The sequence below is a fragment of the Alicycliphilus denitrificans genome (genome assembly GCF_044792555.1).
Taxonomy (GTDB): domain Bacteria; phylum Pseudomonadota; class Gammaproteobacteria; order Burkholderiales; family Burkholderiaceae_C; genus Alicycliphilus; species Alicycliphilus denitrificans_A.
This window is the reverse complement of record NZ_CP126238.1, coordinates 1,060,530-1,081,637: the sequence shown is the minus strand read 5'-3', so window position 1 is coordinate 1,081,637 and position 21,108 is coordinate 1,060,530. Positions and strand designations below refer to the sequence as shown.

General features: G+C 63.1%; 21 protein-coding genes, 1 tRNA gene and 2 pseudogenes. 5 read left to right on the top strand and 19 right to left on the bottom strand.

Annotation, left to right across the window (positions count from 1 at the left end):
- Nucleotides 1-82: 82 nt before the first annotated feature.
- From P7644_RS05080 to P7644_RS05045, 8 genes are all read right to left on the bottom strand, one after another.
- On the bottom strand, nt 83-1,477 hold the full coding sequence (locus tag P7644_RS05080; protein ID WP_404301985.1) for a TIGR03013 family XrtA/PEP-CTERM system glycosyltransferase: 1,395 nt from the start codon (nt 1,475-1,477) through the stop codon (nt 83-85).
- A gap of 482 nt (nt 1,478-1,959) precedes the next feature.
- Complete coding sequence (locus tag P7644_RS05075) at nt 1,960-2,844, bottom strand: cytochrome c oxidase subunit 3 (RefSeq protein ID WP_404301983.1); 885 nt, start codon at nt 2,842-2,844, stop codon at nt 1,960-1,962.
- A 49-nt stretch (nt 2,845-2,893) separates the two neighbouring features.
- Nucleotides 2,894-3,097, bottom strand: a complete 204-nt coding sequence (locus P7644_RS05070; protein WP_404301982.1) for a DUF2970 domain-containing protein — start codon at nt 3,095-3,097, stop codon at nt 2,894-2,896.
- Nucleotides 3,094-3,714: a cytochrome c oxidase assembly protein gene (locus tag P7644_RS05065; protein WP_404301981.1), complete on the bottom strand. Its 621-nt coding sequence runs from the start codon at nt 3,712-3,714 to the stop codon at nt 3,094-3,096. Before P7644_RS05065 ends, P7644_RS05070 begins: the two co-directional genes overlap by 4 nt.
- Before the next feature lie 174 nt (nt 3,715-3,888).
- Nucleotides 3,889-4,005 carry a cytochrome oxidase small assembly protein gene (locus tag P7644_RS05060; protein WP_404301980.1) on the bottom strand — a complete coding sequence of 39 codons (117 nt, stop codon included), beginning with the start codon at nt 4,003-4,005 and terminating at the stop codon, nt 3,889-3,891.
- Nucleotides 4,006-4,038: 33 nt separating this feature from the next.
- The gene (ctaD, locus tag P7644_RS05055; RefSeq protein WP_404301979.1) at nt 4,039-5,658 is read right to left on the bottom strand and encodes a cytochrome c oxidase subunit I; all 1,620 of its coding nucleotides are present in this window, start codon (nt 5,656-5,658) and stop codon (nt 4,039-4,041) included.
- Nucleotides 5,659-5,696: 38 nt separating this feature from the next.
- Nucleotides 5,697-6,860 carry a cytochrome c oxidase subunit II gene (coxB, locus tag P7644_RS05050; protein WP_404301978.1) on the bottom strand — a complete coding sequence of 388 codons (1,164 nt, stop codon included), beginning with the start codon at nt 6,858-6,860 and terminating at the stop codon, nt 5,697-5,699.
- A gap of 432 nt (nt 6,861-7,292) precedes the next feature.
- Complete coding sequence (locus P7644_RS05045) at nt 7,293-8,201, bottom strand: biotin synthase (protein ID WP_404301977.1); 909 nt, start codon at nt 8,199-8,201, stop codon at nt 7,293-7,295.
- 61 nt (nt 8,202-8,262) lie between these two features.
- On the opposite strand from P7644_RS05045, the gene P7644_RS05040 reads away from it, so the two are divergent.
- Both P7644_RS05040 and P7644_RS05035 read left to right on the top strand, forming a co-directional pair.
- Entirely contained in the window at nt 8,263-8,991 is a 729-nt protein-coding gene (locus tag P7644_RS05040; RefSeq protein WP_404301976.1) for a ComF family protein, read from the top strand.
- A 55-nt stretch (nt 8,992-9,046) separates the two neighbouring features.
- On the top strand, nt 9,047-9,529 hold the full coding sequence (locus P7644_RS05035; RefSeq protein ID WP_404301975.1) for a tRNA (cytidine(34)-2'-O)-methyltransferase: 483 nt from the start codon (nt 9,047-9,049) through the stop codon (nt 9,527-9,529).
- 4 nt (nt 9,530-9,533) lie between these two features.
- Here the strand turns inward: P7644_RS05035 and P7644_RS05030 are convergent, their stop codons facing one another.
- A complete protein-coding gene (locus tag P7644_RS05030; protein ID WP_404301974.1) occupies nt 9,534-10,442 on the bottom strand; it encodes a LysR substrate-binding domain-containing protein in 909 nt (302 codons plus the stop codon).
- 223 nt (nt 10,443-10,665) lie between these two features.
- Between P7644_RS05030 and P7644_RS05025 the strand changes: the two genes are divergently transcribed.
- Nucleotides 10,666-10,875 carry a DUF4148 domain-containing protein gene (locus tag P7644_RS05025; RefSeq protein ID WP_404301973.1) on the top strand — a complete coding sequence of 70 codons (210 nt, stop codon included), beginning with the start codon at nt 10,666-10,668 and terminating at the stop codon, nt 10,873-10,875.
- A 135-nt stretch (nt 10,876-11,010) separates the two neighbouring features.
- Here P7644_RS05025 and P7644_RS05020 read toward each other — a convergent pair whose 3' ends face one another.
- From P7644_RS05020 to P7644_RS04995, 6 genes and pseudogenes are all read right to left on the bottom strand, one after another.
- A complete protein-coding gene (locus P7644_RS05020) occupies nt 11,011-11,631 on the bottom strand; it encodes an AAA family ATPase (protein WP_404301972.1) in 621 nt (206 codons plus the stop codon).
- Between the two features lie 80 nt (nt 11,632-11,711).
- Nucleotides 11,712-12,350 (bottom strand): LysE family transporter, encoded by a 639-nt coding sequence (locus tag P7644_RS05015; RefSeq protein ID WP_404301971.1) that lies wholly within the window; start codon nt 12,348-12,350, stop codon nt 11,712-11,714.
- Nucleotides 12,351-12,616: 266 nt separating this feature from the next.
- Nucleotides 12,617-13,000 (bottom strand): annotated as a pseudogene (locus P7644_RS05010) (group II intron maturase-specific domain-containing protein); the annotation flags it as partial.
- Nucleotides 12,995-13,333: pseudogene (locus P7644_RS05005) on the bottom strand (IS3 family transposase); the annotation flags it as partial. The pseudogenes P7644_RS05005 and P7644_RS05010, both read right to left, overlap by 6 nt.
- 92 nt (nt 13,334-13,425) lie before the next feature.
- Nucleotides 13,426-13,515: transfer RNA gene (locus tag P7644_RS05000), tRNA-Ser, on the bottom strand.
- A 153-nt stretch (nt 13,516-13,668) separates the two neighbouring features.
- Nucleotides 13,669-14,895, bottom strand: coding sequence for an alpha-hydroxy acid oxidase (locus P7644_RS04995; protein ID WP_404301970.1), 1,227 nt, complete (start codon nt 14,893-14,895; stop codon nt 13,669-13,671).
- A gap of 108 nt (nt 14,896-15,003) precedes the next feature.
- Between P7644_RS04995 and P7644_RS04990 the strand changes: the two genes are divergently transcribed.
- Nucleotides 15,004-15,906 (top strand): LysR family transcriptional regulator, encoded by a 903-nt coding sequence (locus P7644_RS04990; protein ID WP_404301969.1) that lies wholly within the window; start codon nt 15,004-15,006, stop codon nt 15,904-15,906.
- 87 nt (nt 15,907-15,993) lie between these two features.
- On the opposite strand, the gene serS is transcribed toward P7644_RS04990, so the two are convergent.
- Entirely contained in the window at nt 15,994-17,352 is a 1,359-nt protein-coding gene (gene serS / locus P7644_RS04985; RefSeq protein ID WP_404301968.1) for a serine--tRNA ligase, read from the bottom strand.
- A gap of 54 nt (nt 17,353-17,406) precedes the next feature.
- Between serS and P7644_RS04980 the strand changes: the two genes are divergently transcribed.
- A complete protein-coding gene (locus P7644_RS04980; RefSeq protein WP_404301966.1) occupies nt 17,407-18,072 on the top strand; it encodes an HPP family protein in 666 nt (221 codons plus the stop codon).
- 9 nt (nt 18,073-18,081) lie between these two features.
- Here the strand turns inward: P7644_RS04980 and P7644_RS04975 are convergent, their stop codons facing one another.
- The 3 genes from P7644_RS04975 to P7644_RS04965 all read right to left on the bottom strand — a co-directional run bounded on the left by P7644_RS04975 (nt 18,082) and on the right by P7644_RS04965 (nt 21,069).
- Nucleotides 18,082-19,410: a hemolysin family protein gene (locus P7644_RS04975; RefSeq protein ID WP_404301965.1), complete on the bottom strand. Its 1,329-nt coding sequence runs from the start codon at nt 19,408-19,410 to the stop codon at nt 18,082-18,084.
- A gap of 217 nt (nt 19,411-19,627) precedes the next feature.
- Entirely contained in the window at nt 19,628-20,590 is a 963-nt protein-coding gene (gene ispH / locus P7644_RS04970) for a 4-hydroxy-3-methylbut-2-enyl diphosphate reductase (RefSeq protein ID WP_404301963.1), read from the bottom strand.
- Nucleotides 20,591-20,592: 2 nt separating this feature from the next.
- Nucleotides 20,593-21,069 carry a peptidylprolyl isomerase gene (locus P7644_RS04965; protein ID WP_404301962.1) on the bottom strand — a complete coding sequence of 159 codons (477 nt, stop codon included), beginning with the start codon at nt 21,067-21,069 and terminating at the stop codon, nt 20,593-20,595.
- Nucleotides 21,070-21,108: the final 39 nt, after the last annotated feature.

The window sequence follows — 21,108 nt, the reverse complement described above, 5'->3', positions numbered from 1 at the left end:
GGCAGATTGGACTCAAATTAACTTCAACTTGAAATCTTCAAACTCGGCAAGACAGAAAAACAAAGCCATCAACATACCTGCGCTACTGCGCTCCCTTACCCGTCAATACCACGCCCACCGTTTCAAACAAAATTATCAAATCCAGAAGCCACGAATGGTTTTTAACGTAGTATAAATCATATTGCAATTTTTGCTCAGCATCTTTAATAGATGCGCCATAATGATATCGCACCTGCGCCCAGCCAGTCAATCCTGGCTTTATGCCATGCCGCAATGCATAATAAGGTATATCTTTCGTAAGACGCTCAACAAAATATGGGCGCTCCGGCCTTGGCCCCACCAGACTCATATCCCCCTTAAGCACGCAAAACAGCTGCGGAAGCTCATCTATACGCATTTTTCGAATAATTTTCCCCACGCGCGTGACCCGTGCATCCCCTGCTCCGGCCCAGCGCGGCGTGCCATCTTTTTCAGCATCCTTCCGCATGCTGCGGAATTTTATGACATTAAAATTCCGCCCATTAAGACCAACCCGCTCTTGACGATAAAAAATAGGCAAACCACCTTCAATTATTATCATCAATGCAGTGACAAACATTACAGGAGATGCCAACAGCAACAGAACTGCAGAGCCAAAAATATCAAACAAACGCTTGACCACGGACCGAACAAAACCCTGCTTGAAACCGTCTCCAAAAATCAACCATCCTGCCGATACTGCCTCCAGGTGGATTTGCCCAAGTAGTTGCTCGAAATGAGTTGCCAAATCGATCACCTGCACGCCATGAAGCTTGCAGTCCAGTAACTCTCGCAGCGGCATGCTTCCGCCCCGGCGTTCATTCACCGCCACCACAATTTCATTCACGCCATAATGCTCCACGACCTCCGTTAGAGTACCCTTGGCAGACACGATGTCCAACCCGACCGCCGGCGGCTCTTTTTCTTGCGGCCCACGAAAATACCCCACCAACTCGATGCCGGGGTCATTTTCGAGCAATGATTGACCCGCAATATATGCACGAGACCCAGTACCATATATCAACACCCGCTGGCGTCTATAAGAGGCAGGCAATATCTCATTACCCAGCAAGCGCATGATCAACATTGCACTCACCATCAGCAGCAAAACCAGCAGAATCTGATCGTTATCATAAGGCGGATCAAGCGGCAAGAGAAGAAATATACCTCCAACGATAACCACAGCCAAAAAAAAAGACAATATGATACGTACACGCACCTGCCCCATCGTCAGGTGATTTGGCCATTCATAAATTCCAAGAGCGAAGTTAACACCCAATATTCCGATGGCTATCAGCCCTCCACGAACGACGCCGGAAGATATAGTTGCGCCATTGAAAATACCCCCCCCCATCTGCCAAGCCATTGACGCAACCAGCGTGCCCACGATCAAGACCATGTAAACCATGGCCTGCAAAATAGTTCGTTGACGGAAATAGTGATTAAATATCTTAATCATTAACCCCCCCTCAAAAACCAATCATCAACAGCAAAATATGAAAACCACAAAACCAGTACAAAACACTTTCTACAACTCAGAAAAATCAAAATAAGCCACGGGAAATATCAAAATCCATTTCCACATGGATCCAGCCTGCATTCCTCACGGCCGCCGCATCATTTCCCACCAATCTCTTGTATACAAAATAATACAGCGAACAACAATCACAGCATAATAGAGATGCGCGGAATTTCAAGGGTGTTTATCACCAGTCCGGCCATGATGGGAGGCTCCCACGATCAGGCCCAGTGGTGCACGGTGTTTACCCGCACGCCCAACGGTACGGCAGGCGCCATTTGCCTGGCACTCCAACTGCCCTGCCTCATGCCTTTGGTGCGGGGCAGCAGGCGAGGAGCGCCTGCGGCATATACGCAGTCAGGGGATCCTGGATGCATATGCAATCCCCCGACTGCCCCGAAAGTCGTTTGCAGCTCTTCACATCACATCCAGTACACCAGAACATACAGGCCGAGCCAAACCACATCCACGAAATGCCAGTACCAACTCGCACCCTCAAAGCCGAAATGCCGCTCGGCCGTGAAGTGCCCGTTTTGCAGGCGCAAGGTGATGAACAACAGCATCAGCATGCCCAAAAACACGTGAAAGCCGTGAAAACCAGTGAGCATGAAGAAGGTCGAACCGTACACACCCGAGTTGAGCTTGAGGTTCAGGTCGGTATAGAGGTGAAAGTATTCATAGCCCTGGACGCACAAAAAGCTAAGCCCCAGCAGCACGGTGATCCACATGAAGCCAATGGCCTTGCCGCGCTGATCCGCGCGCAACGCGTGGTGGGCGATGGTCAGCGTCACGCCCGAGCTGAGCAGCAGGGCCGTATTGATGGTGGGCAGCCAGAACGGCCCCACCGTCTGGAAGGGCTCGACCACATTGGCCGGAGAGCCCGTGGCACCTGCTACCACGCTGGGCCAGGCGGCCTTGAAGTCGGGCCACAGCAAGGCGTTGTCCAAGCTACCCAAGGCCGGTACGGAATGCGCGCGCGCCCACCACAGCGCCGTGAAAAAGGCGCCGAAGAACATCACTTCCGAAAAGATGAACCAGCTCATGCTCCAGCGGTAGGAGATATCGACCTTGCGTCCATACAGGCCCGATTCGCTCTCCTGGGCGGCGTCGCGGAACCACTGGAACAGCACGATCAGCCACCAGACAATGCCAAACCAGAAGGCATACTGGCCCCAATGCTGGCCGTTGATCCATTGACTGGCGCCAAGGATCACGAAAAACAGCCCTGCCGCCACCATCACGGGGTGGCGCGAAGGTGCGGGGACATAGTAGTACGGCTGTGTTGCGCCTGGGGTCGGTGTACTCATGTCAACTCCTCGGTCTCCTGTTGATGCATCTTTGGTTGAGTCAGGTGATTCAAACCACCCAGCTCACCACGCCCATGAGCAGCAGCACGATAAGAAAAAGCGCCACCAGCCCTATGCCCACGACCTGCAGTGGCCGCAGCGATTCCTGATCCTTGCGGTATTCGTCACCATTGCGCACACCCAGCATGGCCCAGGCAACGGCCCGCACGGTACGCCATAGCGATGCCTTGGCGCGTGCAGGCTGGTCGGTCATGACGAATCCGCCCTCTGCGCCTGCATACCCCCCGCCGTCGATTGCGGCGCCGCAGGAATCTTGCCTCCCACTTCAAAGAAGGTATAGGACAGCGTGATCGTCGTCACATCCTTGGGCAGGCGCGGATCAATCACGAACACCACGGGCCATTCCTTCTTTTCCCCGGGGTCAAGGGTGTACTGGCTGAAGCAAAAGCATTCGAGCTTGTTGAAATGCGGCGCCGCCTGGCGTGGTGCATAGCTGGGGATGGCCTGGGCGGACATGCGCCGGTCCTGTACGTTCTCAAACTCGTACAGCACCGTTGCCATCTCACCAGGATGCACCTGCATGCTGCGTCGCGCCGGCTTGAATTGCCAGGGACCACGGGCATTGGCATCAAACTCGACGATGATGGTGCGGCTGGTGTCAACCTGCGTGTTCTTCGCCAGCGCCCGAGCGTCGTCTGCGGCCACTCCGTTACCGGGTACCTGGCGCTCGGTGAGCGACAGGATGTTGACGCCCGTGGCGTCACAAATCGCCTTGTAAACGGGAATCAGCAGATAGCCGAAGGAGAACATGCCGACAGTCACGACCACCAGTTTGCCAAGCATCCTGAGGTTGTCTCCGCGCCGTGCCATGCCCATCTCCTCTCAGAGGTTGAGAATAAATTGGCCGCACCCGAGAGGCGCGTCAAAACGCACCCAATCGAGGCGCAAAACGCAGCCATAGCTCGGGCTATGGCGAGTATTTGCAACGATGAGTGAGGGTGTTTTGGCGTGCAAAGCGGGCATGGGGAATTTTTTCTCAGCCTCTCAGTGCGTCAGCAGGAAATACCGCTGAACAATGAAACCGACAAACAAGGCCAGCACCACGGATGCCAGCCTCAATCCCAGGCGAACATTGCGTCGGCGTTGCTCTTTAGTCGTCATGATGCTGCAGTCACTCCTGTCAAAAGTCCACGCTCAGCCCACCACCCGCGTCGCCGTGGCGTCAAGCTTGGGTGGAGTCTCAAACGTGTGGAACGGCGCTGGCGACGGGACCTCCCATTCCAGGCCATCGGCGGCTTCCCAGGGCCGTTGGGGCGCCTTTTCACCCTTGCCCCGCAGCATCGGCAACACCACGGCGAAGAAGAAATACACCTGGGCTGCGCCAAAGAAGAAGCCGCCGATCGATGCAATCATGTTGAAGTCGGCAAACTGCATCGGGTAGTCGGCATAGCGCCGCGGCATGCCGGCCAGCCCCAAAAAGTGCATGGGAAAAAAGGTGACGTTGAAGGAAATCATCGACCACCAAAAATGAATCTTGCCGCGCGTCTCGTTGTACATGACGCCACTCCACTTGGGCGACCAGTAGTAGAACGCGCCATAGATCGCAAACAATGAGCCGGCCACGAGCACGTAGTGGAAATGGGCAATGATGTAGTAGGTGTCCTGGATCTGGGTGTCCACCGGCACCACGGCCGGGATCACGCCCGTGAAGCCACCAATGGTGAAGACGAAGATGAAGCCCACGGCCCACAACATCGGGGTTTCAAAGGACATGGAACCGCGCCACATGGTGGCAACCCAGTTGAACACCTTCACACCCGTCGGAATGGCAATCAGCATGGTGCCGTACATAAAGAACAGCTGGCCCGTGACCGGCATGCCGGTGGTGAACATGTGGTGCGCCCAGACAATCATCGACAGCGTTGCGATGGCGGCAATCGCATACACCATGGAGGTATAGCCAAACAGCTTCTTGCGCGCAAAGGTGGGCACGATCTGACTGATCATGCCGAAGGCCGGCAGGATCATGATGTAGACCTCGGGGTGGCCGAAGAACCAGAAGATGTGCTGGTACATGACGGGGTCGCCACCACCGGCCGGGTTGAAGAAGCTGGTGCCGAAGTGGCGGTCGGTCAGCGTCATGGTGATGGCACCGGCAAACACCGGCATCACGGCGATCAGCAGATAGGCGGTGATCAGCCAGGCCCAGCAAAAGATTGGCATTTTCATCAGCGTCATGCCCGGCGCGCGCATGTTCAGGATGGTGACGATGATGTTGATGGCGCCCATGATGGACGAGGCACCCATGATGTGCAGAGAGAAGATGGCGAAGTCCAGCGACTTGGGCATCTGCGCCGACAACGGCGCATACAGCGTCCAGCCACCGGCGGGCGCCCCGCCGGCCATGAAGAACGATGCCGACAACATGATGCCCGCCGGCACCAGGAGCCAGAAGCTCAGGTTGTTCATGCGCGCAAACGCCATATCGGAGGCGCCGATCTGCAGCGGAATCATCCAGTTCGCAAAGCCCACAAAGGCCGGCATGATGGCGCCGAACACCATGATCAGGCCGTGCATGGTGGTGAACTGGTTGAACATCTCCGGGTTCACGATCTGCAGGCCGGGCTGGAACAGCTCGGCACGGATCAGCATCGCCAGCAGGCCGCCCACCATCAGCATGGTGAAGGAAAACAGCAGGTACAGGGTGCCGATGTCCTTGTGGTTGGTGGCGAACACCCAACGCCTCCAGCCCGTGGGCTGGTGGTGAGCATCGTGGCCGGCGGCATGCCCATGGTTGTCCAGAACTGCGCTCATGGTCGAATCCTCAATACGTTGCGTTGGGCCTTGGGGTTTCACTTGCCGCGCTGGGCCACGATTTCCGCCGGCTGCACCAGCTGACCGGTCTTGTTCGACCAGGCATTCTTGGTATAGGTAACCACGGCCGCCAGATCGGTATCGCTCAGGGCTGCCCAGGAGGGCATGGCGCCATTGGCCGCGCCCTTGAGAACCACCTGGATCTGCCGTGCATGATCAGCGTCCTTGACGATGGCCGAGCCATCGAGCGGCTTGATCGGCCCCGCCCCCTTGCCATTGGCCTGGTGGCAGGCCGCGCAATGGGCTGCATAGACCTTATCACCGCGTGGCAGCAGCGCCTCCAGGGTCCAGACCTTGTTCGGGTCGTCACGCTTGGCGGCAGCCTTCTTCTGCTCGGCATCGACCCAGGCCGCGTACTCGGCCTGGGGCAGCACCCTCACGTGGATGGGCATGTAGGCATGCTCCTTACCGCACAGCTCCACGCACTGCCCGTAGTAGTCGCCCGGCTTCTCGGCGCGAAACCAGGTGTCGCGCACAAAGCCCGGTATGGCGTCCTGCTTGACGCCGAAAGACGGCACCATCCATGAATGGATCACATCATTGGCGGTGGTGATGATGCGCACCTTCTTGTTCACCGGAACGACCAGCGGGTTGTCCACTTTCAGCAGATAGTCGTCGCCCTGTGGCGTGCCGGCGCTGGAGAGCGCGCGCTGCGATGAGTCAAGCGTGGAGAGAAAGCCTATGCCCTCCCCTTCTCCGGTGAGGTAGTCGTAGCCCCACTTCCATTGGTAACCCGTGACCTTGATGGTGAGTTCGGCGTTGCTCGTGTCCTTTTGCGCGACGATGACCTTGGTGGCAGGCGCGGCCATGGCGATCACGATCAGGAATGGGATCACCGTCCAGGTGACTTCGATGGCCGTTGATTCATGAAAATGCGCCGCCTTGGCACCACGCGACTTGCGGTGATGCCAGATGGAATAGAACATGACGCCGAACACACCAACGAAGATGACTGTGCAGATGATCAGCAGCATCCAGTGCAGGTCATGCTGCGCCGCGGCGATCCGGGTGACGGGCGGGTGCAGGTTGAGCTGCCTGACCGCCGGCCCACCGGGCAGATCCTGTACCGCATGTGCGGCCGTACCCAGGGATGCGAGCGATACCAGCAACAGGGAAGCCAGCTTGTTGGAAATGCTTGTCATGGTTCTCTCTTGTGTCTCAGCTCCAGTTGACCAATCCCTTGCGGCCCCACCCGCTAACCGGCGGTGCGCAAAGTCTTGCGGCAGCATGGCTGTCGCTTCTTGAATCAGTCCAGACCGCTCTCCTGGCAGCCTGTTGTCTCCGTGACCCGGCCCGGTGCGCGCCCCGCACAGGCTCTCTCGATCGCTTTCAGCATGCCCAGCCCTGAAACCGACGGCAATACGCGTTAGTCCCAGGAAAAGAACATCAGGAAGTACCGCACATAAGGAGAACTAAGGCCGCCATGGCGCCCCAGGACCCCGGAGGATGCGACAAGCAAGGCCTGGCAGTTGCCAGGTTTCACCACGCCAAGAGAGTTCCGATTACGTGATCGAAAATTATTCTAGCGTGCCTTGACGAGAATCATTGACAGCGTAAACCACGCTATTACTCGCTCAACGTCCTGTTGTACGGCCCGCATGCAGCATGGCGCGCATGTCCTGCAGCGACACGGCGCTGCTGCCCTCGACGCGTACGCGCGGCGCGGGTTTGAAGGCATGGCCGTAGACGATTTCGAAGGTCAGGACCAGCTGGCCTTCGTGGCGCGGATCGGCCAGGCGCTGGGCCAGCATTTGCTCCAGCCGCGCGCGCCAGTTGCGTCCGCGCAACGCAGCAAAACGCTGCGGGTGCAGATTGCGCCCCAGGCCGCGGAGCTCCTGCAGCAGGCGCTGGGGCGTGGCAAAGGTCAGTGTGATGCGCTCCATGTCCATGATGGGCTCGGCAAAACCTGCCTGCACCAGCATGTCGCCCCAGTCGTGCATGTCGGTCAGGGCGTGGCCGGGCGCGGGCCAGCCCAACTCGGCATACAGGTCACGCAGCTCGCGCAGCGTGTCCGGCCCCAGACAGGAGAACATCAGGTAGCCGTCCACCGCCAGCGCCCGGTGCCACTGGGCAATCAGCGCCTGCGGGTCGGCCGCCATGTGCAGCGCCATGTTGGCCCACAGCATCTGCTGGCTGCCCGCCTGCGGCAGGCCAAAGCGCGGCGCGGCCGCGGACCAGCGCGCCGGGCTCCACCAGGGCTGGGCAAAACGCGCACGCGCAGCCACTTCCCCAAGGGGTGAAGAAGTTTCCGCAACCTGACACACGGCCTGCGCAAAGCGCTCCCTCACCAGTGCATGGCCCTGCACACCACCGCGCAGCGGATCCCAGTCGCACCAGGACGCGGGCGCGTTGACGATCCACTGCAAGCGTTCCTGCATGCGCCGCGCCACCTCCTCGTGCAGCCAGGGCGAGTCATCGCTCAGCCGCGCATGCCAGCGTGCGGCGGCAACCGGGTCAATGGTGGGAGGCAGTTGTGCGGACATGGCGAGCCGCAAATGGCGGCGAAGAATGGCGGCAATAGAAGGCGGCGAGTATATTGAGCCCATGCTTGACGCGCACCCTGCAGGGATATGGCGCCAGGGCCTGCGGGCCTTGAGCGCCTTGGCAAACCGGCTGCCCAGCCAGTGCGCCGTCTGCCACTCTTGGCCCACGCGGCGCGTGTGCAACGCGTGCCGCGCGCGGTTTGCGCCGCAACTTGCACGCTGCGCGACATGCGCCTGCACCGTGCCGGACGGGGTGGCGCAATGCGGTCAATGCCTGCGGCACCCGCCACCGCTGGACGCCTGCCTGGCCGCGGTGAACTACGCCTATCCCTGGGCGCATCTGCTGGCGCAATTCAAGTTCCAGGGCGATCCAGGCTGGGCAGCCGCGCTCGCAGCGCTCATGCACCAGATGCCGGGCGCGCCGACTGCGCTGGCCCAGGCCGACCTGGTGCTGCCCGTGCCGCTGGCGCCCGCACGGCTACGGCAGCGCGGCTACAACCAGGCCCTGTTGCTCGCGCGCCAGCTGGGTAGCACGCGCGTGCAGGCGCAACTGCTGCTGCGCACGCGCGACTCCGAGGCACAGAGCCACCTCACGCGCGCCGAGCGCCTGCACAACCTGCGCGGCGCCTTTGCGCTTGATCCGCTTCAGGCGGCGCAGGTGATGGGCCGGCGCGTGCTGCTGGTGGATGACGTAATGACCACCGGCGCCACGCTGCACGCCGCCGCCGCCCCCTTGCGCGAGGCGGGCGCAAAGCACATCACGGCCATGGTGCTGGCGCGCACATCGTGACGAAGCGCCGCGATGGGAGCCAGAGCACAGCGCCGTCCCGGTTGACAATAGCGCCATGTTTCACATCGTCCTGGTAGAGCCCGAAATCCCCCCCAATACCGGCAACGTGATCCGGCTGGCGGCCAACACCGGCTGCACACTGCACCTGGTGGAACCACTGGGGTTCTCGATGGAAGACCGGCTCATGCGCCGCGCGGGCCTGGACTATCACGAGTACGCCGAGGTGCATCGCCACGGCGACTGGACGGCCCTCTTGCGTGAGATGCAGCCCGACCCGGCGCGCATGTTCGCCCTCACCACGCATGGCACGCGCTCGGTATACGACACGGGCTTTCTGCCCGGCGACTGGCTGGTGTTCGGTCCCGAATCACGCGGCCTGCCCCCCGAGCTGCGCGCGACCTTTGCCCCCGCACAGCGCCTGCGCCTGCCCATGCGGGCCGGCCAGCGCAGCCTGAACCTGTCGAACGCGGTGGCCGTAACGGTGTTCGAGGCCTGGCGGCAAAACAGCTTTCTCGCACCCACCACGGCACCTTCCTGAAGGCCTATTCGCTCAGCGCATCACGGATGCGACTGCGCGTGCGCTCGGTCAGGAAATCCAGAAAGGCCCGGGTGCGCGCCGGCATGAACTTGCGGCTGGGCAAGGCGGCATACAGCGTGTAGTTGCCGCAGATCCATGGCGCGAGCACGCGCACCAGCCGGCCCGCGCGCAAATGCTCTGCGATCAGGTCCACTGACAGGACGGCAATACCGGCGCCGCCGAGCGTGGCCGCCATCAGCGTATCGGCATGATTGACCACGCACACCGGCCGCAATGCCACCTCGGCCACACGATCCGCGTGCTCTGGATGGCTGAGCCGCATTACGCCGCCGCGGATATCCATGTTGTGGGCCAGCAGGCAATCATGTGCTGGCAAGTCCTGCGGCGTGCGCGGCGCGGGGCGACGCTGCAGATAGGCGGGCGCAGCACACAGCACGCCTACCGTGGACGCAAAGGGCCGCGCGATCACATCCGCGTCGAAGTCCGAGGGCGCACTGAGCAGCGTGATGTCATGGTCGGCGATCAGGGCGGCGCCTCCAAGCCGCACATGGATATCGAGCAACACGGCCGGATTTCGGGCTCGAAACTCGGCCACTAGTGGCGCCAAGATATGCGTGGCCAGCACCGGGCCGGCACACACACGCAGCACGCCGCCCATGCCCACGGTGTCTTCCTGCGCCATGGCCCGCGCCTCCTCCACATCGGCCAGGATCGCGCGCACGCGCGCCAGATAGACCAGGCCGGCCTCGGTCAGCGACACCCGGCGCGTGGTGCGCTGCAGCAGGCGCGCGCCTACATCGCGCTCCAGGTCGGCCACAAACCGCGTCACCGTCGCGGGCGACATGTCCAGAACGCGCGCCGCGGCCGCGAAGCCGCCCTGATCGGCCACGGTCTGGAATACGCGCATCGTCATCAATCTGTCCATACCCAGCCCCCACGCTTGCATTGGGTGGGATTATTTCAATTTCACGACGCAATCATTGCAGGGAAACGGCTTTTTCCACGGGTTAATACTTAATAAAGTGTGCGCCGTGGACGCCATTACTCCTCTGGCAACAACCGCCCTTGGCCCCTGGCCCACCCGCTGCGGCCCTAGACCAAGAAGTCGACAACCCAGCAATGAAAGGACTACAACCATGCGCAAGAATGCACGCGCCCTGATCGCCGCCGTAATCACGCTGGGCGCCATCACCGCCGCGCATGCCGACGCGGCCATCCAATATGAGGGCAACTACCCGGCAGACAGCATGCAATCGCAGCCCAGCTCGCTCACCCGCGAAGCGGTGATTGCCGAATTCATGGCCGCACGTACCAACGGCACCCTGCCCAGCTATGGCGAGTGGTAACACCTGTTCGTTACCACGACGAGTACGCTAACGCGCACCTGGCGGCGGGAGGGGCGAAAAGCCATTCATCGATCCCTCCCCACAAGGCTCCTCGGGCCGCTCGCCCCTGCCGGGGCGCAGCGGCCTTTTCATGCCTCAGGCCGCGTCCAGCCAGCTGCAGATGCCCTGCCACTGCTCCAGGTCGCGCGCCACGCGCGAGGGCGTCACGTCAAACACCGACTGACCCTGGGCCGCCAGTTGGACATAGTTTTGCGTGTTGCGCAGATAGCCCAGCACCGGCAGGCCCAGGCTGTCCACGAAGTTGCGCAGCTTCTCGGCGACGATGGTGCGCGGATCGACACGCATGCCGACGATGGCCACCTGCGCCAGCCCCCCTTTGCGCTGCGCCGCCAGCTCGTCCAGATACTGGCCGGTGGCAAAGATGTCGAACAGGCTGGGCTGCAGCGGCACGATGATGCGGTCGGCCAGGTTCAGCGCATCCTTCAGGCGCCAGCCGCCCAAGCCCGCGGGCGTGTCCAGCACGGCGTGCGTGACCTGCGATGGCGGAGCGCTGATCCAGTCGGCGTCCACCTCCCAGACACCTATGGAGCGCGCCGTGGCGGGGCGCTGCTTGAGCCACAGCCGCGCGGACTGCTGGCGGTCGGCATCGCCCAGCGCGACCTGGTGACCGTGGCTGGCGAAGTAGCCGGCGATGTTGGTGGACAGCGTGGACTTGCCCACCCCGCCCTTGGGGCTGGCAACTGCGATGACCGGCATGTGAGCTCCCTCTATGATTTGGATGAAATTGACCTTAAACGCCCACCCACAAAGCGCAAACAGCTATCAATTCAAATGCATCATTGGTGCTGTGTGCCGCGCTTGACGAAGAACAGACCCGCGCCCACCAGCATCAACAGGCCACCGAAGATGCGGTTTTGCGCGCGCATGGCGCTGGCGTTCCGCATCCAGCGGCGCAACACACTGGCACTGGCGGCATAGCCGTTCATGACGATCAGGTCCACCGACACCAGGGTCACAGCCATGACCAGCAGCTGACTCCACAGCGGGCGCGATTCGGACATGAACTGCGGAAGCACGGCCACCATGAACAGGATGCCCTTGGGATTGGTGGCGTTGGTCAGCACGCCGGTGAGCACGCGCCGGCGCCAGCTTGCAGGCGCGGCCAGCAGATCACCGCCCAGAGTGCCGGCAGAGCCCGCGCGCCACTGGCTGAAGCCCAGGTAGATCAGATAACAGGCGCCCAACACCTTGACCACGGTGAAGGCCAGCTCCGATGCGATGAGCAGCGAGCCCACGCCCGCACCCGCGACGATGAGGATGAACAGCAGGCCCAGCTCCAGCCCCAGGATAGTGGCTCCCGTCTTGCGCACGCCGTAGGACAGGCCATGGCTCATGGACAGCACGGCCCCCGAGCCTGGCGAGATGGCAATCACCCATGAAGCCGCAAAAAAAGCCATCCAGGTATGCCAGTCCATATGTGGGAACGCCAGAAAATAGGCTGAAAGTTAAGGAGAGCCATTCTATCGGCCACGCCGTCCGCACTCTCGGCTTGCACACTGCGCAATGCCTGCTCCGGCGGGCATCCGCTTGACGGGGGGCGCCAAGTTCATCCGAACAAAGCCAGCATGCTATGGCATACCAATACAGCCACAAATCGGCATAGGGGGCCTCCATTGTCGGAGGCGCCCCTGCCACACCACCCGGCATGCAGATCCGCACCGGGCGGTTCGAAGGTTTGAGGTCAGGACAGCCTGGGCACTCCCAACCGGTCGAAGTACGCAAGGGTCAGCACCTTGTTGAGTAGCATGCCACTGTTGCGCCACCAGCGGTGGCAGTTGCCCGCCACCTGCTTGGCTACCTCATCGGATGCATCCAATGCCTTGAGTTCCCGGTAGATCGTCCTGGATCGCTTCCAGTGTTTGAGCTGGACTGCCCGCAGTCGGTGGCGCAGCCACTCGTCCAGCACTCGCCAGACCCTGGGCGTTTGCGCCATCCCGAAGTAGCCCTTCCAGCCCAGCAAGTAGGGCCTAAGTTTCTCCACCGCCTGCTCCAGGCTGCGCCCGCCTGAGCGGCGCGTGAGTTGCCGGACTCGGGCCTTGAAGTTCCGCAGGGGCTTGTCAGCCACCCCGTAGTCCTTGCGCAGCACGTCGATCATGGCCTCGAACAACTGTGCCTTTTGCTGGACGTCCTTGAGCTGGACTTCCAGCTGCTTTATGCGCTGCTCCGGGGTGAGCTCGGCAGGTGTTTTATCAAGGGGCATGGCGGCCGATGATGCCGCAGTGCTCCAGCCCAGCCGCCCGTGCTTGCGCAGCCACACCAGCACCGTCGAGCGGCCCTGGATGCCGTAGCGCTCCTGGGCCTGCCTGTACGTCAGCTCGCCTTTTTCTACCTGAGCGACTACAGCCAGTTTAAAAACCAGCGGGTAGTCGCGTTGCGTGCGTTTGATCCTTGATGACATCTTGCTTGCCCTTTTTGCAAGTCCTTGGTGTCAACGCTATTCACACGCACAAGAAAAAAGCCCAAGTGAATCAATCACTTAGGCTTTTTATTTGGCGGAGAGGGTGGGATTCGAACCCACGGTACGCTTGCACGTACGCCTGATTTCGAGTCAGGTACATTCGACCACTCTGCCACCTCTCCTGTGTGTCGAAGCCGACGATTCTAGCAGGACTTTTCTCTTATTTTTCCAATCTGCGTCTTGTCCAACGAGGTATGAACCTGGAGCCAGACTCGCGATTCCAACAGAAATAGTGACCTGGGTTGCAAAGAACGAACGCCGTCGCCGCATCGGGCTCAGCGGCGCACGATGTGCTGCGGGCCGATCTCCTGGCACCTCTTGGCGCCCAGCATGGCCAGATTGCGGTCGATCTCATCACGCAGCAGCGCGATGGCATGCAGCACCCCGGCCTCCCCAGCCACGGCGGCGGCATAGTTGAAAGGCCGCCCCACGAGCACCATGCGCGCGCCCAGTGCGAGCGCTTTGAGCACATCGGAGCCACGCCGGAATCCCCCATCGATGAGCACGGGGTAGCAGGGTCCCAGGGCGGCCACCACGGCCTCAAGGATGCGCATGGCCGACACGGCGCCGTCGAGCTGGCGGCCGCCGTGGTTGGACAGCACGACGCCATCGGCGCCCGCATGCCGCGCCTTCAGCGCATCCTCCACGCTGAGGATGCCTTTGACGACCAGCGGCCCCTTCCAGCGCCGGCGGATGGCCTCGATATGGCGCCAGCTCAGGTGGTCGCGCGCCGAGAAGTCGCGCAACACGCTGGACGACACGATGGGCGCGCCACGCGTGGCAAACGAGTTCTCGAAGTGCGGCATGCCATGGTGCAGCAGCGTGCGCAGCAAAGTACCTGCCACCCAGCGCGGCCGCACCATGCCATCCCAGGCAAGGCGCAGGCTGGGCTTGAGCGGCGTCGAGAAGCCCGTACGGATGTTGTTCTCGCGGTTGGCCGAGATGGGAATGTCCACCGTGACCACGAGCGTGCGAAACCCCGCGTGCGCCACGCGGTCGATCAGCGCGTCGATACGCGCCTGGTCTCCCGGCAGGTAGGCCTGGAACCAGGTGCCGGGGCTTTCGCGTGCCACCTCCTCCAGCGGGATCAGCGAGGTTGCGCTCAAGACCGAAGCAATGCCCGCACGCTGCGCCGCGCGCGCCAGCACCAGGTCGCCCCGGTAGGTGGACAGGGCGTTGATGCCCATGGGCGCTATGCCGAAAGGGCTGCTGTAGCGCTCGCCAAACAGCTCCACGGCCTGCGAGCGCTGCGATACATCGCACAGCACGCGCGTGGTGAAACCATATTCATCGAACACCTTGCGGTTGTCGCGCAGCGAGACGTTGTCCTCTGCCGCGCCGGCGATGTAGCCAAAGATGGGGCGCGGCAGACGCCGGCGTGCGGCCTCCTCGAAATCGCCCAGCGACAGCATGCGGCGCAGCACGGCAGGCGGTCGCGGCGCGAGCGCCGCCAAGGCGGCTGGGGACTGGGCATCTGGTAGCGAGGAGAGGATGGTGGCCATGTGCGGACTTCGACGGACTTCAAAACAGATGTCACTGTAGGCAAGCACGGAATGGAATAAAAGCGAAATATTTAGAATAGATTCATTCGCTCAAATAGAACAAACTCTATGGCCACGCCATCCATCAAGCAGCTCGAGGCCTTCTGGTGGGCGGCAACCTGCAGCAACTTCGCCACGGCCGCGCAGCGCGTGCACCTGTCGGTGTCGTCGCTGTCCAAGCGCATCACCGAGCTGGAATCGGTGCTGGGCCAGTCATTGTTCGACCGCAGCGGCCACCGTGCCGTGCTCACCGATGCTGGCGAACGCCTGCTGCCGGCAGCGCTCAACGTGCTCAACGCCATCGCGGCGCTGGGGCAGGCAGTAGACGCGCACCAGGCGCTCACGGGCTACTGCCGCTTTGGCGTGGGCGATCTCTCGGCGCTCACCTGGCTGCCCGGCTTCGTGGCAGCGGTGCGGCAGGCATATCCACAACTGGTCCTGGAGCCGTATGTGGACGTGGGCGGCGTACTGGAGCGCCGCCTGGATGATGGCGAGCTCGATTTCGCGGTCATCGCGGGCCGCTCATCACGCAGCACCCTGCTCTCCCAACCCGTGGGGGCGGCCCGTTTCACCTGGGCCGCGGCCCCCGCGCTGACGGGCGCCAGCCATCTCGGCGCCGCGGCGCTGCTGCAGCGCCACCCACTGGTCACGCTGCCGCCCAATGCTGGCACCACACGGCTGCTCGACGATTGGCTGCTCGCGCAGCGCGCCACCGTGCACGAGCGCATTCTGTGCAACAGCTGGGGAGCAGTGGCTGGCATGCTGCGCACCGGCGTCGGCGTGGGATTTCTGCCTACAGGCTGGCCAGGCACGCTGGGCCTGCGCAGCATCGGCAGCCGAACGCCGCTCATGCCGCTGCATTACGCGCTGCAATGGCGGCGCGGTGACTCTCGGGCATTGATTCCCGCGATGCTGCAACTGGCGCAGGCACGGGTGGATTTCTCGATAGCGCCCGCGTTAGCCGCCGCCTGAAGCGCCCTTCTGCCCGGCATCGCCTGCGCAGCCGGCAGTGCGCGGGGCGTCGCTCTGGCGGCCAGCGGCTCAGGGCACGGCGGGTTTTCAAGCCTGCAGCTGCGCCTGCCCACCCATATACGGCCGCAACGCCTCGGGGATGGTGATGCTGCCGTCGGCGTTCTGGTAGTTCTCCAGAACCGCCACCAATGCGCGGCCCACGGCCAGGCCCGAGCCGTTCAGGGTGTGCACCAGCTCGTTCTTGCCCTGGGCGTTCTTGAAGCGGGCCTGCATGCGGCGCGCCTGGAAGGCCTCGCAGTTGCTCACCGAGCTGATCTCGCGGTAAGTGCCCTGCGCGGGCAGCCAGACCTCCAGATCGTAGGTCTTGGCGCTGCCGAAGCCCATGTCGCCCGTGCACAGGCAGACCACCCGGTAGGGCAGGCCCAGCTTTTGCAGGATGGCCTCGGCGTGGCGCGTCATTTCTTCCAGCGCCTCGTAGCTCTTGTCGGGGTGCACGATCTGCACCATCTCGACCTTGTCGAACTGGTGCTGGCGGATCATGCCGCGCGTGTCCCGGCCGTAGCTGCCGGCCTCGGAGCGAAAGCATGGCGAGTGGGCCGTGAGCCTGATGGGCAGCTCACCCTCGGCCAGCACCTCGTCGCGCACGATGTTGGTGAGCGGGACCTCGCTGGTGGGGATGAGGTATAGCTGCGCGTTGTCGGGGGCGGGCTCGCCCTCCTGGCCGCCCTTTTTCGCGGCAAACAGGTCGCCCTCGAACTTCGGCAGCTGGCCCGTGCCCTTGAGCGAGTCGGCATTCACGATGTAGGGCACATAGCATTCGGTGTAGCCATGCTCGCCGGTCTGCACATCCAGCATGAACTGCGCCAGCGCCCGGTGCAGCCGCGCCATGGGGCCCTGCATCACGGTGAAACGCGAGCCCGAAAGCTTGGCGCCCAGGTCGAAATCCAGCCCCAGCGGCGCGCCCAGATCCACATGGTCCTTGACCTCGAAGTCAAACGCCTTCGGACTGCCCCAGCGGCGCAGCTCCACATTCGCGGCTTCGTCGGCGCCCACGGGCACGCTCTCGTGCGGCAGGTTGGGCACGGCCGCCAGCATGGCGTGCAGTTCGGCCTGGATTTGCTCCAGACGTGCGTCAAAAGTCTCGCGCTCTTGATTTATTTGGGCTACTTTCAGCTTGAAAGCATCTGCTTGCTGCTTGTTGAAGTCGGCTTGATCGAATTCCTCCGTCGCATTGAGACGAGGAATTTGACCCATCAAAACACCAATTTGCTTGGACAGCTGGTTGCGCTGCGACTGCAGCTCCTCGGTGCGCGTCTGCAGCCTCTTGCGCTCGGCTTCCAGCGCCTGGAACGCCTCCACGTTCAGGAAGGCCTGGGGATTTTTGCGGGTTTCCAGCCGGGCGACGGCCGATGCGAGGTCTTTGCGAAGGAGGAGGATGTCTAGCATAGTCCTCGATTTTAGTGGCCGGGCGCCGATAACATGGGATGAGGAGGCAAGGCGATGTTCTTCGTGTTTGGCCCATCGGGGCAGATTTACCGCGGCGGTCCTACCAAGCTGGCGCAGCTGGCGCCCGTGCAGCGCGTGCAACGCCCCCAGGCGCTGGGCACGCGCGCCATGGAGCCGGACGCGGCCGCCGCCCCGCCCATTGCCAAGCCCAGCCAGACGGCACAGCAGCAGCGCCTGCAGGAGGCCGCGGCGGCCTATGTGCAAACCGAGCAGGGCCCGGGGCCGCCACGGCCGGTGCTGCGCGTGGCCGACATCATGACCGTGGGCGCCGTGAGCGTGCCGCCCGACATGCCGGCGCACGAGGCCTGGCAGACGCTGGCGCAGCAGCGCGTGGCCCAGGCGCCCGTGGTGAACGCCCAGGGGCAGGTGGTGGGCCTGCTGCTACGCGCCGACATGGCGCCGCTGGATCTGCTGCCCCTGCCCGCCGCGGTGCCGCTGGCGATTGCGCGGGCGCGCCGCGCAGTGTCCGAGGTCATGCTCAGCCCCGTGCCCACGGTGGCCGCCGATACCGAGCTGCGCCGCGTGGCCCCGGTGCTGCTGGACACGGGTCTGCCGGGCCTGCCCGTGACCGACGAGCTCGGCCTGCTGGTGGGTTTTGTTTCGCGCACCGACATGCTGCGCGCCGTGGTGGCCGATCCGCCGCTGGACCTCTGGAGTTAAAGGGAGGGATCAATCCCCGCTCAGGCCCTGGTCGCCCATGTGCGGCTGCGCCTCGGGCAGGCGAGTGGCCAGCACCTTGTCGATGGTCTTGCCGTCCATGTCCACCACCTCGAAGCGCCAGCTCTCCCACTGCACGGCATCCGTGACGCCGGGCAGCTTGCCGGTGAGCAGCATCATCATGCCGCTGAGCGTCTGGTAGCGCCCGCGATCTTCCTGCGGCACGGTGGTCAGCTGCAGGCGGTCCTTGAGCTCGGGCACGGGGATATGGCCATCGAGCAGCCAGCTGCCGTCCTCGCGCTGCACGGCCCAGGAATCGTCCGGGTCGAGCGACTGGAACTCGCCGGTGATGGCCTCAATCAGGTCCTGCAGGGTGACGATGCCCTGCACCTCGCCGTATTCGTCGATGACGAAGGCCATGTGCATGTCGGACTGGCGGAAGTTGTCCAGCAGCTCCCGGGCATTGATGGTCTCGGGCACGTACAGCGCCGCCTGCAGCGGCTGCGCGGCCAGGTCGCGTGCGGCCGCGTCGCGCACGGCGCGTGACATCCACTGGCGCGCGCTGAGCACGCCCAGGATGTTCTCCATGCCGCCGCGCACCACCGGGAAGCGCGCATGGTCGGACTCCTCGATGCGCCGCAGGTTTTCCTCGAACGGCTCCTGCTCGTCCAGGAACACCACGTCGGCGCGCGGCACCATGAGCGAGCCGATCTGCCGGTCGTCCAGGCGGAACACGTTGCGCACCATCTGGTGCTCGTGCGATTCGATCACGCCGGCGCTCGTGCCCTCGGCCAGCACGGCGTGGATCTCGTCCTCGGTCACGGCGTTGCCCTGGCCCTGCTTCACGCCCAGCGCGCGCAGCAGGGCCTCGGTGGAGATCGACAGCAGGCGCACGAAGGGCTTGGTGGCCAGCGCCAGCCAGTTGATGGGCCGCGCCACGATGCGCGCCAGGGCCTCGGGGTGGCTCTGGCCCAGGCGCTTGGGCACGAGCTCGCCCACGACGATGGAGAAGTAGGTGATCAACAGCACCACCAGGCCGGTGGCGATGTAGCTGGCGTATTGCGCCTGCAGGCCCAGCCCGACCAGCCATTCGCCCAGGGGCTTGGCCAGCGCCGCCTCGCCCACGATGCCGTTGAGCACGCCGATCGAGGTGATGCCGATCTGGATGGTGGAAAGGAAGCGCGTCGGGTCTTCGCCCAGCTTGGCGGCCGCAATGGCACCGCTATCGCCCTCATCGATCAGCTTCTGCAGGCGCGTCTTGCGCGCGGAGACCAGGGCCAGCTCGGACATGGCGAACACGCCATTGAGCAGGATGAGGGCGAACAGTATTGCTATTTCCATATGCAGGGAGCCCGAGGCGCTCCCAGGGTGTGAAGAGGCGGAAATTGTAAGAAGTCTTGCATTGTGCGGGACTTTGGCCGCCGCCGGTCACATGCCCCAGCCGGGTGCCGGCATTGCATCAATAAACAAAAACCGCCCTCATCACCCACACAGCAAGCGCAAACAGCTATCAATAATGAAGCACATCAATGGGGTGGGCGTGCCTCGGCAGCACTCATCATTCGCGCGCAAGATGCGTGGCGGCATCCAGCTTCAGGCCCTTGGGCAGGGGAAACTTGAGCGTTTCCTCGATGCCGGCCAGCTTGCGCACCGAGACCGCGCCCAGCTCCTTGATGCGCGTGATGACGGCCTGCACCAGCACCTCGGGCGCCGAGGCGCCGGCCGTCAGGCCGACACGGGCGATGCCGTCGAACCACTCATGGCGCAGCTCGTCGGCACTGTCCACCATGTAGGCCTTGGTGCCCAGGCGCTCGGCCAGCTCGCGCAGGCGGTTGCTGTTGGAGCTGGTGGGGCTGCCGACCACGATCACCAGGTCCACCTGGGGGCTGAGCAGCTTCACTGCGTCCTGGCGGTTCTGCGTGGCGTAGCAGATGTCCTGCTGCTTGGGCTCGCGGATCGTGGGAAAGCGCGCGCGCACGGCGGCGGTGATCTCGGCCGCATCGTCCACGCTGAGCGTGGTCTGCGTGACCACGGCGAGTTTTTCGGTCTGCGACGGCTGCACGCGCGCCACGTCGGCCACGCCTTCGACCAGGTGGATGCCTTCGTTCAGCTGGCCCATCGTGCCCTCGACCTCGGGGTGGCCCTTGTGGCCGATCATGATGAACTCGTAGCCCTCCTTGGCGAGCTTGGCGACCTCGACATGCACCTTGGTCACCAGCGGGCAGGTGGCGTCGAAAATGGTGAAGCCGCGCGCGCGCGCCTCGTCCTGCACGGCACGGCTCACGCCATGGGCGGAGAAGATCAGCGTGGCGCCGGGCGGCACCTCGGCCAGATCCTCGATGAAGATCGCGCCCTTGGCCTTGAGGTCGTTCACCACATAGGTGTTGTGCACGATCTCGTGGCGCACGTAGATCGGCGCGCCGAACTTGGCCAGCGCGCGCTCGACGATCTCGATGGCGCGGTCCACGCCGGCGCAGAAGCCGCGTGGCTCGGCCAGAACGATTTCCTGGGGCTTGTTCATCGTCAGAGCACGCCGATCAGCTGCACCTCGAAGGTCACGGGCACGCCCGCCAGCGGGTGGTTGAAGTCAAAGCGCACGGCGCCGTCTTCGCGCACCTCCAGCACCACGCCGGCGTACTGGCCCATGCCGTCGGGCGTGGGGAACTCCACCACCTCGCCCACGGTGTATTCCTCGGCGGGGTCGCCCATCTCGCTCAGCAGCTTTCTGGACACCCACTGCTGCATCTCGGGGTTGCGCTCGCCAAAGGCCTCGCCGGCGGCCAGCGCGAAGCTCACGCGTGCTCCCTCGGCCAGGCCGATCAGGCGCTGCTCCAGCGCGGGCGACAGCTCGCCCGTGCCCACCGACAGCGTGGCCGGCTTGTCGTCGAAGGTGTTGATCACATTGCCCGCCGGACCGGCCAGGCGATAGTGCAGCGTGAGAAACGATCCTTGCTGCACGGTAGGCAGGCCGGTGGTGGCGGTGGTGGTGTCTGTGGTCATGAAGGCTCTCGATAAACTGCCGCCATTGTAGAAAACCGG

What these genes read in the sequence shown, in the direction of transcription:
- P7644_RS05080 (WP_404301985.1), bottom strand. Translation starts at nt 1,477, where the DNA reads ATGATTAAGATATTTAATCACTATTTCCGTCAACGAACTATTTTGCAG.
- P7644_RS05075 (WP_404301983.1), bottom strand. Translation starts at nt 2,844, where the DNA reads ATGAGTACACCGACCCCAGGCGCAACACAGCCGTACTACTATGTCCCC.
- P7644_RS05070 (WP_404301982.1), bottom strand. Translation starts at nt 3,097, where the DNA reads ATGACCGACCAGCCTGCACGCGCCAAGGCATCGCTATGGCGTACCGTG.
- P7644_RS05065 (WP_404301981.1), bottom strand. Translation starts at nt 3,714, where the DNA reads ATGGCACGGCGCGGAGACAACCTCAGGATGCTTGGCAAACTGGTGGTC.
- P7644_RS05060 (WP_404301980.1), bottom strand. Translation starts at nt 4,005, where the DNA reads ATGACGACTAAAGAGCAACGCCGACGCAATGTTCGCCTGGGATTGAGG.
- ctaD (WP_404301979.1), bottom strand. Translation starts at nt 5,658, where the DNA reads ATGAGCGCAGTTCTGGACAACCATGGGCATGCCGCCGGCCACGATGCT.
- coxB (WP_404301978.1), bottom strand. Translation starts at nt 6,860, where the DNA reads ATGACAAGCATTTCCAACAAGCTGGCTTCCCTGTTGCTGGTATCGCTC.
- P7644_RS05045 (WP_404301977.1), bottom strand. Translation starts at nt 8,201, where the DNA reads ATGTCCGCACAACTGCCTCCCACCATTGACCCGGTTGCCGCCGCACGC.
- P7644_RS05040 (WP_404301976.1), top strand. Translation starts at nt 8,263, where the DNA reads ATGCTTGACGCGCACCCTGCAGGGATATGGCGCCAGGGCCTGCGGGCC.
- P7644_RS05035 (WP_404301975.1), top strand. Translation starts at nt 9,047, where the DNA reads ATGTTTCACATCGTCCTGGTAGAGCCCGAAATCCCCCCCAATACCGGC.
- P7644_RS05030 (WP_404301974.1), bottom strand. Translation starts at nt 10,442, where the DNA reads ATGACGATGCGCGTATTCCAGACCGTGGCCGATCAGGGCGGCTTCGCG.
- P7644_RS05025 (WP_404301973.1), top strand. Translation starts at nt 10,666, where the DNA reads ATGCGCAAGAATGCACGCGCCCTGATCGCCGCCGTAATCACGCTGGGC.
- P7644_RS05020 (WP_404301972.1), bottom strand. Translation starts at nt 11,631, where the DNA reads ATGCCGGTCATCGCAGTTGCCAGCCCCAAGGGCGGGGTGGGCAAGTCC.
- P7644_RS05015 (WP_404301971.1), bottom strand. Translation starts at nt 12,350, where the DNA reads ATGGACTGGCATACCTGGATGGCTTTTTTTGCGGCTTCATGGGTGATT.
- P7644_RS04995 (WP_404301970.1), bottom strand. Translation starts at nt 14,895, where the DNA reads ATGGCCACCATCCTCTCCTCGCTACCAGATGCCCAGTCCCCAGCCGCC.
- P7644_RS04990 (WP_404301969.1), top strand. Translation starts at nt 15,004, where the DNA reads ATGGCCACGCCATCCATCAAGCAGCTCGAGGCCTTCTGGTGGGCGGCA.
- serS (WP_404301968.1), bottom strand. Translation starts at nt 17,352, where the DNA reads ATGCTAGACATCCTCCTCCTTCGCAAAGACCTCGCATCGGCCGTCGCC.
- P7644_RS04980 (WP_404301966.1), top strand. Translation starts at nt 17,407, where the DNA reads ATGTTCTTCGTGTTTGGCCCATCGGGGCAGATTTACCGCGGCGGTCCT.
- P7644_RS04975 (WP_404301965.1), bottom strand. Translation starts at nt 19,410, where the DNA reads ATGGAAATAGCAATACTGTTCGCCCTCATCCTGCTCAATGGCGTGTTC.
- ispH (WP_404301963.1), bottom strand. Translation starts at nt 20,590, where the DNA reads ATGAACAAGCCCCAGGAAATCGTTCTGGCCGAGCCACGCGGCTTCTGC.
- P7644_RS04965 (WP_404301962.1), bottom strand. Translation starts at nt 21,069, where the DNA reads ATGACCACAGACACCACCACCGCCACCACCGGCCTGCCTACCGTGCAG.